Consider the following 15,601-nt stretch of genomic DNA (forward strand, 5'->3'; position numbering starts at 1 on the left):
TTCATGCCGCAGTTTTTCATTGACCGCCCTGTGTTTGCCTGGGTGGTCGCGTTGTTCATCTTGCTCGCCGGCGCCTTGGCAATTCCACAGCTGCCGGTAGCCCAGTACCCGGACGTAGCCCCGCCCCAGGTGGAGATCTACGCGATCTACCCTGGCGCTTCGGCGCAGACCGTCGATGAGAGCGTGGTGAGCTTGATCGAGGAAGAGCTCAACGGTGCTGACAACCTGCTCTACTTCAGCTCGCAAAGCAGCCTGGGCAGCGCCACCATCACCGCCACCTTCGAGCCTGGCACCAACCCGGACCTGGCCCAGGTCGATGTACAGAACCGCCTGAAGGTGGTTGAGTCACGCTTGCCGCGCCCAGTCATCCAGCAAGGCCTGCAAGTGGAGAAGGTCTCTACCGGCTTTCTGTTGATGGTGACCTTGACCGCCGAGGACGGCAGCCTCGATGAAGTGACGTTGAGCGACTTTCTGGCCCGTAACGTGATGAACGAGATCCGCCGCCTCAAAGGCGTCGGCAAGGCCCAGCTGTATGGTTCCGAGCGGGCCATGCGGATCTGGCTCGACTCGCAGAAACTGATCGGTTTCAACCTCACTCCCGACGACGTCAACGAGGCGATTGCCGCCCAGAACGCCCAGGTCGCCCCAGGCAGTATCGGCAACCTGCCCGGCACCGGTACCCAGGAGATCACGGCCAACGTGGTGATCCGTGGGCAGTTGAGCACCGTGCAAGAATTCTCCGATATTGTCCTGCGCGCCAATCCTGACGGCTCGCGGGTGACCATTGGTGATGTCGCCCGGGTTGAAATCGGCAGCCAGGAGTACCAGTACGGCACCCGCCTGAACGGCAAGCCGACCAGCGCCTTCAGCGTCAAGCTGTCGCCGGGCGCCAACGCCATGGAGACTGCCACTCTGGTGCGCGACAAACTCGCTGAGCTGTCGCGCTACCTGCCGCCGGGCTCCAAGTTCGACATCCCTTACGACACCTCGCCCTTCGTCAAGGTCTCGATCCAGCAAGTGATCACCACCCTGCTCGAAGCCATGGCCCTGGTGTTCGCGGTCATGTTCCTGTTCCTGCAGAACATCCGCTACACCCTGATCCCGACCCTGGTGGTACCGGTGGCCCTGGCGGGCACCTTTGCCGCGATGCTGGCACTGGGCTTCTCGGTCAACGTGTTGACCCTGTTCGGCATGGTGCTGGCCATCGGCATCCTGGTGGACGACGCCATCGTGGTGGTGGAGAACGTCGAGCGGATCATGAGCGAAGAAGGCCTCTCGCCCCGGGATGCCACCAAAAAGGCCATGGGCCAGATTACCGGCGCCATCGTCGGTATCACCCTGGTACTGGTGGCGGTGTTCCTGCCGATGGCGTTCATGCAAGGCTCGGTGGGCGTGATCTACCAGCAGTTCTCGGTGTCGATGGCGGTGTCGATCCTGTTCTCGGCGTTCCTGGCCCTGAGCTTGACCCCGGCCCTGTGCGCGACCCTGCTCAAGCCGATCGCCAAGGGCGAACACCACGAAAAACGCGGCTTCTTCGGCTGGTTCAATCGCCGCTTCGAAAGCCTGACCAACGGCTACCAGCGCTGGGTGATCCAGGCGCTCAAGCGCAGCGGTCGTTACCTGATGGTGTATGCGGTGCTGTTGGCAGGGCTGGTCTATGGCTTCAGCCAACTGCCCTCCTCGTTCCTGCCCACCGAAGACCAGGGCTACACCATCACCGACATCCAGCTGCCGCCGGGTGCCAGCCGTGCCCGCACGGAACTGGTCGCGGCACAGATCGAGGCGCATAACGCCACGGAGCCGGGTGTGGGCAACACCACTCTGATTCTTGGCTTCAGTTTCTCCGGCGAAGGCCAGAACGCAGCGCTGGGGTTCACCACGCTCAAGGATTGGTCCAAGCGCGGTGCCGACGACAGCGCCCAGGCCATTGCCGACCGCGCCAATGCTGCCTTCAGCCAGTTCAAGGATGCCATCGCCTACTCGGTGCTGCCGCCGCCGGTAGACGGCCTGGGTACCTCCAGTGGTTTCGAGTTCCGCTTGCAGGACCGTAGCGGCCTGGGCCATGCCGCCTTGATGGCTGCTCGTGACCAACTGCTGGCCAATGCCGAGAAAAGTCCGATGCTGATCAACGTCCGCGAAAGCGCCCTGGCGGAAAGCCCGCAGGTGCAACTGGAAGTCGATCGCAAGCAGGCCAACGCCCTCGGCGTGTCGTTTGCCGACATCGGCAATGTGCTCAACACCGCAGTGGGCTCCAACTACGTCAACGACTTCCCCAACCAGGGGCGGATGCAGCGGGTGGTGGTGCAGGCCGAAGGTGACCAGCGCAGCCAGGTCGAAGACCTGCTCAAGATGCATGTGCGCAACAGCAGCGGCAAGATGGTGCCGTTGGCAGCGTTTGTCCAGGCCAAGTGGATTACCGGCCCCGTGCAACTGACGCGCTACAACGGCTATCCAGCCGTTGCAGTGTCGGGCGAGCCGGCGCCGGGCTTCAGCTCGGGGCAGGCCATGGAAGAAATCCAGCGCCTGGTCGACCAGTTGCCACCCGGCATGGGCCTGGAGTGGACCGGCCTGTCGCTGCAGGAGCGCTTGTCCGGCGCCCAGGCACCGATGCTCATGGCCTTGTCGTTGCTGGTGGTGTTCCTGTGCCTGGCCGCACTGTACGAGAGCTGGTCGATCCCCACCTCGGTATTGCTGGTGGTACCGCTGGGTGTACTGGGAGCGGTGATTGCCGTGAGCCTGCGGGGGATGCCGAACGATGTGTTCTTCAAGGTAGGCCTGATCACCCTGATCGGCCTGTCGGCGAAGAACGCGATCTTGATCATCGAGTTCGCCAAGAGCCTTGTCGATGAAGGTCATGACCTGATCGATGCCACGGTCCAGGCAGCGCGCCTGCGCTTGCGTCCCATTGTCATGACCTCGCTGGCCTTCATCCTCGGTGTGGTACCGCTGGCCATCGCCACCGGCGCCAGTTCCGCCAGCCAGCAAGCCATCGGCACCGGGGTGATCGGCGGCATGCTCAGCGCAACGCTCGCCGTGGTGTTCGTACCGGTGTTCTTCGTGGTGGTGATGCGCCTGACCGGCAAGCGCCGGACCCGATTGCAGCAACCGCAAGCGGCGACTGACCCGCAGTAATCTGGACAGGCGGCGGCGTGCATGGGAAGGTAATTGGCTGATCTTGCCAGGAACCCTTTCATGACACCCGCCGCCCCTGCCTTCTCCATTCTGTTGCTCGCTGGTGGCCGAGGCCTGCGCATGGGCGGCCAGGACAAAGGCCTGCTGGCCTGGCACGGTACACCGCTGATTGCCCATGTCCAGGCGGTGGTTCGGCCGTTGACCGACGACCTGATCATTTCCTGCAACCGCAACCTTGAACAATACCGGCCCTATGCCGATAAACTGGTCTGCGACCCTGAGGCGGATTTCCCCGGCCCCATGGCCGGGGTATTGGCAGGCCTTGCCGCCGCCCGTCACCCGTGGCTGCTGGTACTGGCGTGCGATGCGCCGCAGATCGACACGGCGCTGGTACTTGAGTTACGGGCAAAGGCCTTTGAACACCAGCAAGCATGCATGGTGCGCCAGGGTGGATACTGGCAACCGATGTTCAGTGTGATACCCAAGGCCCTTGCCGGTGATCTTCAACAGCGCTGGCAGCAGGGTGAGCGCAGCCTGCAACGGGCACTGCTGGCGCATCCGGTGCAAGCGCTGGAGTGTGCCGACGACGATGCGCGGTTGTGCAACTTCAACTCGCCGGAATTTCTGCAGCGCTGACCCGACGCCGCACAGGTGCGTGTAGCCGCTGGCGTCAGCCTGCGATCGGCCGCGCAGCGGCCATGGTTCCCTTACCGTCCGCAACCCGCTCAACGCAAGCGCGAGCGAATCCGGTGACACACGTTCAGCACCTGCTGCACCTCACTCTCGCCAAGGTCGATCTTGCACGCCATGTTGCTGAACACCTTGGCCGCCTCGGCCTTGAGCTCACGGCCCTTGTCAGTGAGCAACAGGTTGCGCCGACGACGGTCGGTCGGGTCAAGGTAGACAGTGATGAAGCCGTTGTCGGCCAGGCGCTTGACGATGGGCGTCAAGGTCCCCAGGTCGAACAGCGTCAGCTCGCTCAGGGCACTGATCGAGACATCATCCTTGCCCCACAACCCGGCCATCACCAGCAGTTGCGGATAGGTAACACCGCGTTTCCTGAGCGGCTCGGCATAGTCGCGTACCATGGCGTTTGCTGTGGAATACAGCGAAAAGCACAGCATTTTGTCGAAGTCGAACGTTGGGTCAAGCATGCACACCTCCTTTGACCTGGCTGTACGCATGCACTGCATCCACCACTACCGCCAGGGCCTGCGGTGGGGTCGAAGGCAATATGTTCTGCCCCAGGTTGAACACGTGCCCGGTCCCCGCACAGGCAGGACCGAAGGCCTGCAGCGTGCGCTGCACTCCCCGGCGGATACAAGCCTCATCGCCCAGTAGCACGGCTGGATCAAGATTGCCCTGCAGGGCCACCGTGTTGCCCACCAGTTGCCGCGCCATGCCCAGGTCGTAGCTGGCATCAAGGCCCAGGCAATCGGCACCGCTCTGGGCCGTCTCCACCAACCACTGGCTGGCTCCGCGGGTATAGAGGATGGACGGCACGCGGTGCCCGTGCTGACTCTTGTGGAGCCGCGCAAGTACTTCACGGGCATAGAACAGCGAAAAGCGTTGGTACATGCCATTGGCCAACGCCCCGGCAAATGGATCAAGCAACATCACGGCCTGGGCTCCGCTTTCGATCTGCGCGTTCAGCGAGGCTGCCACAGCCTGGCTGGTGGTCAACAACAGTCGGTGGAGCAGTTCCGGGCGCCGATAGAGCATCCGCTTGATCAGCTGGAAATCACCCGGTGGCCCACCTTCCACCATGTAGCAGGCCAGGCTCCAGGGGTTGCCGGCAACGCCGATCAACGGCACTTTGCCCTCCAGCGCCCGACGCGACTGCGCCACCGACTGGTAGAGGTATTCCTGGGCCCGGGGATCCGGTACACGCAAGCGCTGAATGGCTTTTTCATCGCGCAACGGATGACGCAACCGTGGCGTCTCGCCATGGACGAAGTACAACCCCAGCCCCATGGCATCGGCCAGGGTAAGGATGTCGGTGGTCACCACTGCCGCATCCAGACTCAGGTACCGAAACGGCTGCAGTGTAGCCTCGGTGGTGTAGTCAGGTTGCTTGAGCAACGACAGGTAGCAACCGGCCTTTGCCCGCAGCAAGCGATACTCGGGCAAAGGATGACCGGCCTGCCCCATCAGCCACACCGGCGTGTGTAGCGTCGGCTGACGCAGCAAGGCCTTGATGAAGGAATTATTGTGCAAGGACGGGTAACTCATGCTGGATTCGCGAGAATCGTTGGAAAGACCGCCTGTCAGAGGCGGCTGGGTACAGCATTGGCCATTTCGCGGCGCAAGGCCGAGATCGTGGCACAGTAGTCGGTCTGGGCAAAAATCGCCGTGCCGGCAACAAACATGTCGGCACCGGCCGCTGCGACCTGGCCGATGGTCTCGAGGTTGACTCCGCCATCAACTTCCAGGCGAATGTCACGACCGCTGTCGTCGATCAGCTTGCGCGCCGCGGCTATCTTGGGCAACACCTGGGGGATGAAACGCTGGCCACCAAATCCGGGGTTGACCGACATCAGCAAGATCAGGTCGAGTCGATCCAGCAGGTAATGAGCGGCGTCCAGGGTACTGGCTGGGTTGAACACCAGGCCCACCTTGCATCCCAGGTCTTTTATCAGCTGCACCGAGCGGTCCAGGTGCTGCGTTGCCTCAGGGTGGATGGAAATATAATCGGCACCGGCCTCGGCAAAGGCCTGAATCAGGCTGTCCACCGGCGACACCATCAGATGTACATCGATCGGCGCGGTAATACCGTAGCGGCGCAAGGCCTTGCAGAACTGCGGCCCCATGGTCAGGTTGGGTACATAGTGGTTGTCCATCACATCGATATGGATGACATCAGCACCGGCGGCCAGCACTTGCTCGACTTCTTCACCCAAACGGGCGAAATCGGCCGCCAGAATCGAAGGTGCAATCCAGAACTCTTTCACGCGCGTACTCCATTACTCATTGACTAATCGTTGCAACAACCCGGACGCCCCCTGCCCCAGTGCAGCGCTGATCTGGGCTATCAACGCAGGCCTGGGTGCATCGAGGTGGAAGTGATGTCCGCCGTCATGCCAGTGCACCCGGGTATTGAGTGGCAAGGCGTGCCTGCGTTGTTCAAATTGGCTGCCTGCAAACAGTCCCTGGCGTCCAAGCAGCAGGTGCAGCGGGCAGGTGATTTGTTGCAAGAACTCACAGGCCTGGCGCTCCGTCAGTGGCAGGAGCTCAGGCAGTACCAGCCGCGGATCATGCCGCCAGCGGTAGCCGTGCCCCAGGTTGATCAGGTCGCGCATCGCCAGCAACCGGGCGCCTTCTGCACTGAGGCTGCCATTGATGCTATTGCGTCGTTCGGTGATAGCCGCTTCCAGGCTGCTGAATCGAGCTTCTTCCGGGCCGCTGAAACCGTGCAGGCGCGTACGTAATGCCAGGCGCAACAACCGTTGGGCCTTGCGCAGGTGCTCGACCGTGCTGCCTTCGGGCACCGCAAAGGGCGCTCCCATCCCATCGATGAATACCATGCTGTCGATAGTGCGATTCATGGCTGCAAGAATCGACGCCACGCCGGTACCCATGGAGTGGCCGAGCACTGAAAAACGCTTCCAGCCCAGGCTTTCGACCAAGGCGTTCATATCGTCGGCGTGCTCCCACAGGTAATAGCCACTATCGGCGCGCCGGTGTTCGGAGCGACCGTGGCCGGCAAGATCCGGGGCCACCACAAAATGGTCATGCAACAGGGGCGCGATACGCTCGAAGGAGGCTGCATTGTCCAGCCAGCCATGCAGGGCAAGTACTGGATGGGCATCTTGATTGCCCCAGGTGCGCAAGGCGAAGTGGTTGCCGTTGACGTCCAGCGATTGATCGCGGCCTCGATTGCCCAGACTCATGGATTGACCTTCCTCAGTGATCGCGCGTTGCGACAGCTCATCCCGCCACCGCCAGCTGTGTGTTGCAAGCCATGCGCTGCAACTGCTGGAGGTCGAACTTGCCATTGGCGGTGCGCGGCAGGCTACTTTCAATGGTGATCGACAGAGGTACCTTGTGAGCTTCGAGGCCCTGCCGGCATCGTTCGAGCACCTGAGCGACCGTCAACTGCGAACCTTGGGCCAGGGTGACGAAGGCCCACAGCCCTTCACCGACCGCTGCATGGTCGACGCCAACCACCGCGGCGGCCTCGATACCGTCGATGGCGTAGAGGTACCCTTCCACTTCACTGGGACTGACTTTCATGCCACGGGACTTGATCATGTGATCCATACGACCACGGAAATACAAGTAACCGTCCTCATCCAGGCTGCAGTAGTCACCGGTGTACAACACGCTTTCGCCCGGATAGCGTCCAGGCTTGAGCTTGAGCGCCGTGGCCGCAGGATTGCGCCAGTAGCCCGCCATCACCGTGGCCCCGCGAATCACCAACTGACCGACCTGATGTGGCTCGTCGATGAGCCGGTCCTCATCGTCCACCAGCCACAGCTCGGTGTTGGGGATGGCAATACCGACACTCCCGGGCTTGCTGTCGATGTCTTCCGGAGGCAGGTAGGTGCAGCGTTTGCATTCGGTCAGACCGTACATGGAGTAGATCTGTGCCTGGGGGAACAGCGCTTTCATCTGCGCGATATGCGGCGCCTTGAGGGCCGCACCGGTATTGGTGACCATGCGCACGTCGGGGAAGATCGCCTCGCGCTTGCGCGCATACTCATGCAACAGCACCAGCATGGTCGGTACGAAGGGGATCACCGTGACCTGGTACTGGCGAATCTTCTTGATCAGGAAGATCGGCCAGGTAAATTCCTTTTCCAGCACCAGCGTGGCACCGGCGCTCATGGCCATGATCATCTGGTACAGCCCGTAGTCGAACGACAGCGGCAACGAGCACAACACATTGTCGGTCTCGTTGTAGCCCAGATAAGTGTGCAGGGAACCGAGTGCTGCCAGCATGTTGCGGTGGGTCAGCATCACGCCCTTGGGCATCCCGGTCGACCCCGAGGTGTAGATGATGGCCGCCAGGTCCAGGTCCAGGTTGCCACTTGGCAGCGGTACGCCTGCCCCCTGGCCCAGCAGGCTTTCAAAGGTTTGAACGTGCGTCGAGCCGGCCTCGCCGTCGAGCAACACGATGAGCTTGAGGTGGCTGAGTCGCGCCGTGTCAGCCCGCAAGCTGGTCAATTTTTCGGAAGTCGTGATCAGCACCGAGGCTTCAGCATCGCGAACGATGTAGTCAAGGCTGTCGGCAAGCGTTTCGAGCCCCACATTGACGACCACACCCCCCGCCTTGAGCACACCCCAGAACGCACAGACCGTTTCTACCCGGTTGCCCAGGCACAGCACCACCCTGTCCTGGCGCTGCAGGCCGTTGACCTGCAAGCCCGCCGCCAGCCTGGCACTGGCCTCGTCGAGCTGGGCATAGGTGTAGGTTTCATCGGCATAGATGATCGCGGCCTTGTCCGGATGCTGTCCGTTGCGTGCTTCCAGTACATCCTGCAGCAGCACTTCAGACGCCTTCATGGTGCACCTCGATAGCCTCCACCGCTCGACGGCCCGTGGGAACCTGTCGGTGAGCGTCGATGTAGCCAGCCAAGCTCGCCACGGTCTTGAAATGCCCTGGGGTGATGGTGTCGGGGTTGACGAAAAATCCTTCGATGTCGTCCTCCAGGCTTACCAACAGTTCCATGGACGTCAGCGAGTCCAGCCCCAGTTCGTCGCGAAGGTGCGAGTCGGCACTGATGGCTACATGCTCCGGAAGGTTCAACACCACCCGCAGGATGTCCGCCAGTTGGCGTTGGGTCGCCGCCTGGGCAATGGGCATCGGCATTACCTTGCTGACGGTGCCGAGCAGTTCATCAAGCGCCACATCGGCATGGCTGTCGCGGATTTCCACGGCGCTTTGCCGGGCTCGAGCCAGAAACAGGCGGTTGTGGCTGACCACTACTTCGGCAGGGTGGCCATGGCTGTGGAACAGCGTCGGCGAGGCCGTGGGCCCATATGCACCCGAGGCCGTCACCGCAAGCAGGTCACCTTCATGCAAGGCCTCCAGCTGGACATCTCGGCCAAGCAGGTCGTCGGGGCTGCAGAGCGGCCCGGAGATATGGTACTCACGCAGCGGTCCGCCGTTGTCACCGGTGGCCTTGACGATCCGGAAGTTGCGCTTGAGAACCTGGCCACTGCCGGCTGCCGCGCCGTGGCAATTGGTACCACCGTCGGTCACAGCGAAGGTCTTGCCGTGGTTTTCCTTGATGTTGTCGACGGTCACCAGCAACGACCCACACTTGCCGGCAACAAAGCGCCCGGACTCCAGAATGATCCGCGTGCGAGGAAACTCATGATGGAAGGCATTGAACAACGGCGCCAGCAACTGCTTGAGCCTCGCCGTGTCGAGTTCCTTTTCGTTTTCGTAGTACTTGATACCAAGGCCGCCGCCAACATCGACCATACGCAGGTCCAGGTTGTAGCGGCGGTTCAGGCTGCGATACAGCTCCAGAATGTACTCGGCGTTGTCGTACACCGACTGCGCATCGAGGATTTTGGTGCCGTTATAGACATGGATGCCTTTGATCCTGATGTTGGGCAACGCCAGGTAGTGGCCGAAGTTGGCCACGGCAGTGTCTTCTTCGATACCGAAATGCGTGGGTCGTCCCCCCATCTTCCATGGAGAGCCCGCGGCGGAAAAATTGGGGTTGATCCGAATGGCGACCGGTGCGTCACAGCCCAGCTCGCCCGCCAGGACAGACAACTTGCGCAGTTCGCTCTCAGACTCGACCACGATGGCGAACACCCCCACTTCCAGCGCCCGACGATGTTCTTCAGGCTTTTTGTAGGGGCCCAGCAGAATGATGTCCTGGGGCGCAACACCAGCTTTCAGGGCAATTTCCAGCTCCGCCAGCGAACAGACCTCGGCATTGCCACCGTAAGAGCGGATCAGTTTGACCAGCGACAGGTTCGGGTTGACCTTCAACGCATAGAAGATGTCCACACACTCGGGCAACGCATCGCGCAACTCGTTGAAACTGCTGCGTAACACGGCTTCATCGTAGAGGTAGGTGGGTGTCCCGAACGTCGCCTTGGCCTGGAGTACCAGGTCCTTGGAAAGCTTCATCTTATGCTCCCTTCTGTTCTTATAGTCTGCCGCCGCAGCGGCGTCGCCCCATTGTGTAAGCGCCTTCGCACAAACTCCGTAGCAGTTTGGCTTCATTGCAAATTGCGTATCACTGACACGATCCCTCGCTTCGCGCCTAAAACTTTGCGCGCAAAGTTTGTCGAAATTTTGCGTCCGGGGTTACGGTGATGTCAAGGTAATTCCATGTTCGCCGGGCTGCGGCTTAAAGCCACAGTTCGCCCGCCAGCGAACACAGCACAGCGCAATTTCACTGCACCTGGCCCATATCAGTGCGCATGATGACTAATGAATACGGGGTGTTTATCTGATCCGTAGTTCTGCCAGGTTTCTGAGTCTGTTTTGCCTCGGCCCAGCTTCCTACAGTGCGCCTGGGCTCTGCCCCCACGGCAGAGCGAGCCATACAGGAACTGTGGAAAAAAGCCATGAGCACACATCAACAGGCGCAGGCCTACAACTACAAAGTGGTCCGACAATTCGTGGTCATGACGGTGTTTTGGGGCATCGTCGGCATGGCCATGGGGGTCTGGATCGCCTCGCAACTGGTCTGGCCGGAACTGAACCTGGAACTGCCGTGGACCAGCTTCGGCCGCCTGCGCCCGCTGCACACCAGCCTGGTAATCTTCGGATTTGCCGGTAGCGCACAATTTGCCGCCAGCTACTACGCGGTACAGCGTACCTGCCAGGTACGCTTGTTCAGCGACAAGTTGGCCGCCTTCACCTTCTGGGGCTGGCAAGCGACCATCGTGATCATGCTGGTCAGCCTGCCGCTGGGCCTGACCACCACCAAGGAATACGCCGAGATCGAATTCACTGGCGCGGTCTGGATGGCCATTGTCTGGGTGGCCTACGGCGTGGTGTTCTTCGCCACCCTGCTACGCCGCAAGGCCAAGCATATCTATGTCGGCAACTGGTTCTTCGGTGCTTTCATTGTGGTAATCGCCATGCTGCACGTGGTCAATCACCTGTCGATCCCGGTGAGCTGGTTCAAGTCCTACCCGGTCTACTCAGGCGCCACCGACGCCATGGTCCAGTGGTGGTACGGCCATAACGCCGTGGGCTTCTTCCTGACGACGGGCTTTCTGGGGATGATGTATTACTTCGTGCCCAAGCAGGTCGGCCGTCCGGTGTACTCGTATCGCCTGTCGATCGTGCATTTCTGGGCATTGATCACCCTGTATATCTGGGCGGGTCCGCATCATCTGCACTACACCGCCCTGCCGGACTGGGCGCAATCGCTGGGCATGGCGATGTCGTTGATCCTCCTGGCACCGAGCTGGGGCGGCATGATCAACGGCATGATGACCCTTTCCGGGGCCTGGCATAAGCTGCGCGACGACCCGATCCTGCGCTTTCTGGTGCTGTCGCTGGCGTTCTACGGCATGTCGACCTTTGAAGGCCCGATGATGGCCATCAAGACCGTCAACGCGCTGTCCCACTACACCGACTGGACCATTGGCCACGTTCATGCGGGCGCCCTGGGCTGGGTGGCGATGATTACCTTCGGCTCGCTTTACCACATGATCCCGAAAGTGTTCGGCCGCGAGCGCATGTACAGCACCGGCATGATCAACGCGCACTTTTGGCTGGCGACCATCGGCACCGTGCTCTACATCGCCTCGATGTGGGTCAACGGCATCACCCAGGGCCTGATGTGGCGCGCCACCAACGACGACGGCACCCTGACCTACTCATTCGTCGAAGCATTGGTGGCCAGCCACCCCGGCTTCCTGGTGCGCTTTATCGGCGGTGTGTGTTTCCTCGCCGGCATGTTGCTGATGGCCTACAACACCTGGCGCACGGTGCGGGTGGCCGATGAACACCTGGCCTTCCATAACGCGCGCATCGCCTGAGGAGCATCACAATGAACGAGTGGCTGTATGCGCTGTATTGCCTGAGCGGCGTGTTGTTCTTCTACCTGGTCACCAGTGCCTGTCTACGCGGCCATGATCGCGAGGTCGATGATCAGACCAGCCTGATACCCTTTGCCGACGACCCGTTGGTGGCACAACGGGTCGAACGGGCGATTGGCAAGCCAGTACCGGCCGTGAAACCGGACGCGGCATTCAGGGCCTGACCTGATAGTCCGGATGGGTCGCTGGCGGGCATTGCCGGCGATCCATTTGCACGCAGCCAGGCCTACCCAACCGAAAGCGAAATTTCCCACGCCAACTTGAGACCTTCCGGGAACGACTTACTTCGATGCAGCCTATAAGGTTCATGCCCTGTGCCCCCTACAGGACAAGGACTTCCATGCCGCGCCAGTCAGACCTGCGCTTTACCTTCCAGCCCCTGGCCAGCGAGGCACAGTTCGAGGTCATCGACTTCGACCTCGAAGAAGGCCTGTCCCAACCCTTCAGGCTTGCCCTCACGCTCTCCAGCCATGACCCCGACATCGCGTTCGCCGGCCTGCTCGACAACCCCGCGCGCTTCACCCTCTGGCAGGGCGAATACGCCGTGCGCCATGTCCACGGCCTGGTCAGCCGCCTCACCGTCGGCACCAGCGGCTTTCGCCGCACCCGCTACCAGGTGCTGGTCGAGCCCACCCTGGCACGCCTGGCCTTGTGCTCCGACTGGCGCATTTTCCAGGCCCTGAGCGTGCCGCAGATCATCGACAAGGTGCTCGGCCAGCACCGCATCTTCGACCGCAAGCTCATCACCACCGCCACCTACTCGCCCCGTGAGTACTGCGTGCAGGCCGGCGAAACCGACCTGCAGTTCCTGGCCCGCCTGGCGGCCGAAGAAGGCTTGCTCTACACCTTCGAGCACTCCGCCAGCGGCCACCGCCTGGTGTTCACCGACCGTGTGCTGGGCCTGGGCCAGATCGGTCCCGACGACGACCGAGAGGTGCGCTACGAGGCCAGCCCCGGTGGCGACCAGCCGCTGCCGGCGCTCTGGCAGTTCAACTACACCGAACAGGTACGGACCACGCGCCAGGTACAGCGCGACTACACCTTCACCCACCCGCGCTATACCCAGCAGCACGAGGCCACCGGCCAGGAGCTGCAGCGCCAGGCCAACCGCTATGAGCGCTACGACTACCCCGGCCGCTACAAGCGCGATGCCGTCGGCAAGCCCTTCACCCAGACCCGCCTGCTGGCCCTGCGCAACGATGCCCGCCTCGCCGAAGCCGTGGGCGACAACCCGCGCCTGCAGCCCGGCCTGGGCTTCGACCTCGGCGGCCACCCGCGAGAGGCCTTCAACAGCCACTGGCGCGCCCTGCGCATCAATCACCAGGGCGTCCAGCATGACAGCCAGGAAGAAGACGCCAGCGATGCCAGCCAGGGAACGCACTATCAGCAGACCGCCTGGCTGATCAACGGGCGCGTCGACTGGAAGGCCGACCTGCCCCCCAAGCCGCGCATCGACGGCCCGCAGATGGCCACCGTGGTCGGGCCGCCCAACGAAGAGATCTACTGCGACGAATGGGGCCGCGTGAAGCTCAGCTTTCCCTGGGACCGCCAGAGCAAGCACGATGCCACCAGCTCCTGCTGGGTGCGGGTTTCCCAGGGCTGGGCCGGCACCACCTGGGGCGCCATGGCCATTCCGCGCATTGGCCAAGAAGTGATCGTCAGCTACGTCGATGGCGATCCCGACCAGCCCATCGTCACCGGCAGGACCTACCGCGCCACCAACCTGCCGCCCTACGAACTGCCCAAACACAAGACCCGCATGACCTTGAAGAGCCAGACCCACAAGGGCCGCGGCTCCAACGAGCTGCGCTTCGAGGATGAACTGGGACACGAGGAGGTGTTCATCCATGCCGAAAAAGACCAGAACAACGTGGTCAAGCACAACGAGACCACGCGGGTGGGGAATGATCGCAGTGAGCGGGTGGAGCAGGATGAGCGGGTTGAGATTGGTCGGGATCGGTTCGAGGTAGTGGGTAACGACGAACAAGTGACGATCGGTCAGGACAGACATAACGACATCGGCCGCGATGACAGCCTGAGCATCGCCCGCCACCACACCATCACTACAGCCCAGGACCGCACCGAGACGGTCGGCAACCATCGCCGCGACACGACCACCGCCAATCACTGGGTGGAAATCGGTGGACACCTGGAACAGCGCGTTGCGGGTCATGTCGATCTGGAGGCCGGGCAGGCGATTCGTCATCGTACCCAGGAATACGAAATACAGGTTGCCCAGCGTATGGTCATCAAGGCACCTGGCGGCACACTGCGCCTGGACGAGGCCGGCATCACGCTCGATGGCGTTGCGATCCACATCAATGGGCCGATTCGCCAAAGCCCCGAAGGCGGTACGCATGCCTTCACCCTCAGCGGCATTCCCAACCCAGGCGAGCCTGTTTGCCTCAGCTGCATGCTCAAGGCCATCGAGGAAGGCCGCAGTGTGATACGCCTACAAGGAGCCAGCGCTTGACCTACGCACTCAAGGATCATCTGTTCGCACGTCTGCGTGAGTCTGAACGCTATCGGCTCACAGCCATCGTCGAAATGGCACGCTTGCCGACATCGATACGCGAGCATCTCGTGAACTACGCGAGCACATCCTCGTGGCCACTGCTACAGCAGCCAGAGTTCACCCAACTGCAACCGATTGGTCCTTGGTTGTTTGCCGCTCGTCCAGGGGCAACCCTGCATGGCCAGAACGACTTCTACGGTACCCTCGGCCCCATTGCAGGCGATGCCGTTTGCGGCTGGCTGATCAGCGCAATGCCACCGGCTCAACTAGTCACCCACCTGAGCCACGCCAATACGGTGATCGCACCCGATGGCGGCAAGTACCTGCTGCGCTATCACACCGCACACACCCTCATGACCCTGCACGCACGCCGTGACCTCCCAGGCATCGCAACCTGGCTGATGCCCATCCACAGCTGGTGGATACCAGCGACTTGCTCCACACACAATGAGTGGCAATGTGTATCTGGTTCCGACCTGATACCTGATCAGCACCTTCCCCCCATTCAGCTAGATCTTCGCTGCTGGGACGCACTGGCGGGCGACCCTCTCGGCTATCAACTGGCCGACCTGCTGGAACAGCCACTGGCAGCCAAAGGCATAGAAGACAACGGTCACATTACCCGGCTCGGCCTTGCCCAGCATCACTTGGCCAAGGCGCGTGAACTGGGCCTGAACAGCCAGGACGATCTTATCGGCTACGTCACCTTTAAGGCGCTACAAGACGACGCGCTATCAGAATTGCCAGCCTGGCAAACAGCGTTGAAGGAAGCCCTTGATCAGAAACGCCCATTTGCCGAAGCGCTGCAGCATTGCCTGCGTCAGCATTCTCTCTGAGGACGCCTCATGTTCAGCCTGGATGAAATCTTCGCCATCAATCGCAAGTTCTGTGAACAGCTGAGCGAACCCTTCGACAACAGCCCCGCCGTCA

12 protein-coding genes are annotated in these 15,601 nt (G+C 61.7%); 6 read left to right on the forward strand and 6 right to left on the reverse strand.

Annotated features, from left to right (window positions below; translation table 11 throughout):
• The first annotated feature begins 3 nt into the window (after nt 1–3).
• Nucleotides 4–3,132 carry an efflux RND transporter permease subunit gene (locus H621_RS0126640; RefSeq protein WP_028946299.1) on the forward strand — a complete coding sequence of 1,043 codons (3,129 nt, stop codon included), beginning with the start codon at nt 4–6 and terminating at the stop codon, nt 3,130–3,132.
• Between the two features lie 60 nt (nt 3,133–3,192).
• Nucleotides 3,193–3,768: a molybdenum cofactor guanylyltransferase MobA gene (gene mobA, locus H621_RS0126645; protein WP_028946300.1), complete on the forward strand. Its 576-nt coding sequence runs from the start codon at nt 3,193–3,195 to the stop codon at nt 3,766–3,768.
• Between the two features lie 89 nt (nt 3,769–3,857).
• Here mobA and H621_RS0126650 read toward each other — a convergent pair whose 3' ends face one another.
• Genes H621_RS0126650 through H621_RS0126675 form a run of 6 tightly spaced genes read right to left on the reverse strand, consistent with a single transcriptional unit; the run spans nt 3,858 to nt 10,225 of the window.
• Nucleotides 3,858–4,286 (reverse strand): MarR family winged helix-turn-helix transcriptional regulator, encoded by a 429-nt coding sequence (locus H621_RS0126650; RefSeq protein ID WP_028946301.1) that lies wholly within the window; start codon nt 4,284–4,286, stop codon nt 3,858–3,860.
• Entirely contained in the window at nt 4,279–5,364 is a 1,086-nt protein-coding gene (gene hemE, locus H621_RS0126655; RefSeq protein ID WP_028946302.1) for a uroporphyrinogen decarboxylase, read from the reverse strand. The genes H621_RS0126650 and hemE overlap by 8 nt, the downstream gene beginning before the upstream one ends.
• Nucleotides 5,365–5,399: 35 nt before the next feature.
• Nucleotides 5,400–6,083 (reverse strand): ribulose-phosphate 3-epimerase, encoded by a 684-nt coding sequence (gene rpe / locus H621_RS0126660; RefSeq protein WP_028946303.1) that lies wholly within the window; start codon nt 6,081–6,083, stop codon nt 5,400–5,402.
• A gap of 12 nt (nt 6,084–6,095) precedes the next feature.
• Nucleotides 6,096–7,022, reverse strand: a complete 927-nt coding sequence (locus H621_RS0126665) for an alpha/beta fold hydrolase (RefSeq protein ID WP_028946304.1) — start codon at nt 7,020–7,022, stop codon at nt 6,096–6,098.
• A 37-nt stretch (nt 7,023–7,059) separates the two neighbouring features.
• A complete protein-coding gene (locus tag H621_RS0126670) occupies nt 7,060–8,637 on the reverse strand; it encodes a class I adenylate-forming enzyme family protein (RefSeq protein WP_036990460.1) in 1,578 nt (525 codons plus the stop codon).
• Nucleotides 8,624–10,225, reverse strand: coding sequence for a phosphopantetheine-binding protein (locus H621_RS0126675; protein ID WP_028946306.1), 1,602 nt, complete (start codon nt 10,223–10,225; stop codon nt 8,624–8,626). The genes H621_RS0126670 and H621_RS0126675 overlap by 14 nt, the downstream gene beginning before the upstream one ends.
• A gap of 443 nt (nt 10,226–10,668) precedes the next feature.
• On the opposite strand from H621_RS0126675, the gene ccoN reads away from it, so the two are divergent.
• From ccoN to H621_RS0126695, 4 genes are all read left to right on the forward strand, one after another.
• Nucleotides 10,669–12,096 carry a cytochrome-c oxidase, cbb3-type subunit I gene (gene ccoN, locus H621_RS0126680; RefSeq protein WP_028946307.1) on the forward strand — a complete coding sequence of 476 codons (1,428 nt, stop codon included), beginning with the start codon at nt 10,669–10,671 and terminating at the stop codon, nt 12,094–12,096.
• Between the two features lie 11 nt (nt 12,097–12,107).
• Entirely contained in the window at nt 12,108–12,320 is a 213-nt protein-coding gene (locus tag H621_RS0126685) for a hypothetical protein (RefSeq protein ID WP_028946308.1), read from the forward strand.
• 176 nt (nt 12,321–12,496) lie between these two features.
• Entirely contained in the window at nt 12,497–14,629 is a 2,133-nt protein-coding gene (locus H621_RS0126690; protein ID WP_028946309.1) for a type VI secretion system Vgr family protein, read from the forward strand.
• Nucleotides 14,626–15,507: a DUF4123 domain-containing protein gene (locus tag H621_RS0126695; RefSeq protein ID WP_051270758.1), complete on the forward strand. Its 882-nt coding sequence runs from the start codon at nt 14,626–14,628 to the stop codon at nt 15,505–15,507. Before H621_RS0126690 ends, H621_RS0126695 begins: the two co-directional genes overlap by 4 nt.
• Nucleotides 15,508–15,601 lie beyond the last annotated feature (94 nt).

The sequence above is a fragment of the Pseudomonas vranovensis DSM 16006 genome, assembly GCF_000425805.1.
Classification (GTDB): Bacteria; Pseudomonadota; Gammaproteobacteria; order Pseudomonadales; family Pseudomonadaceae; genus Aquipseudomonas; species Aquipseudomonas vranovensis.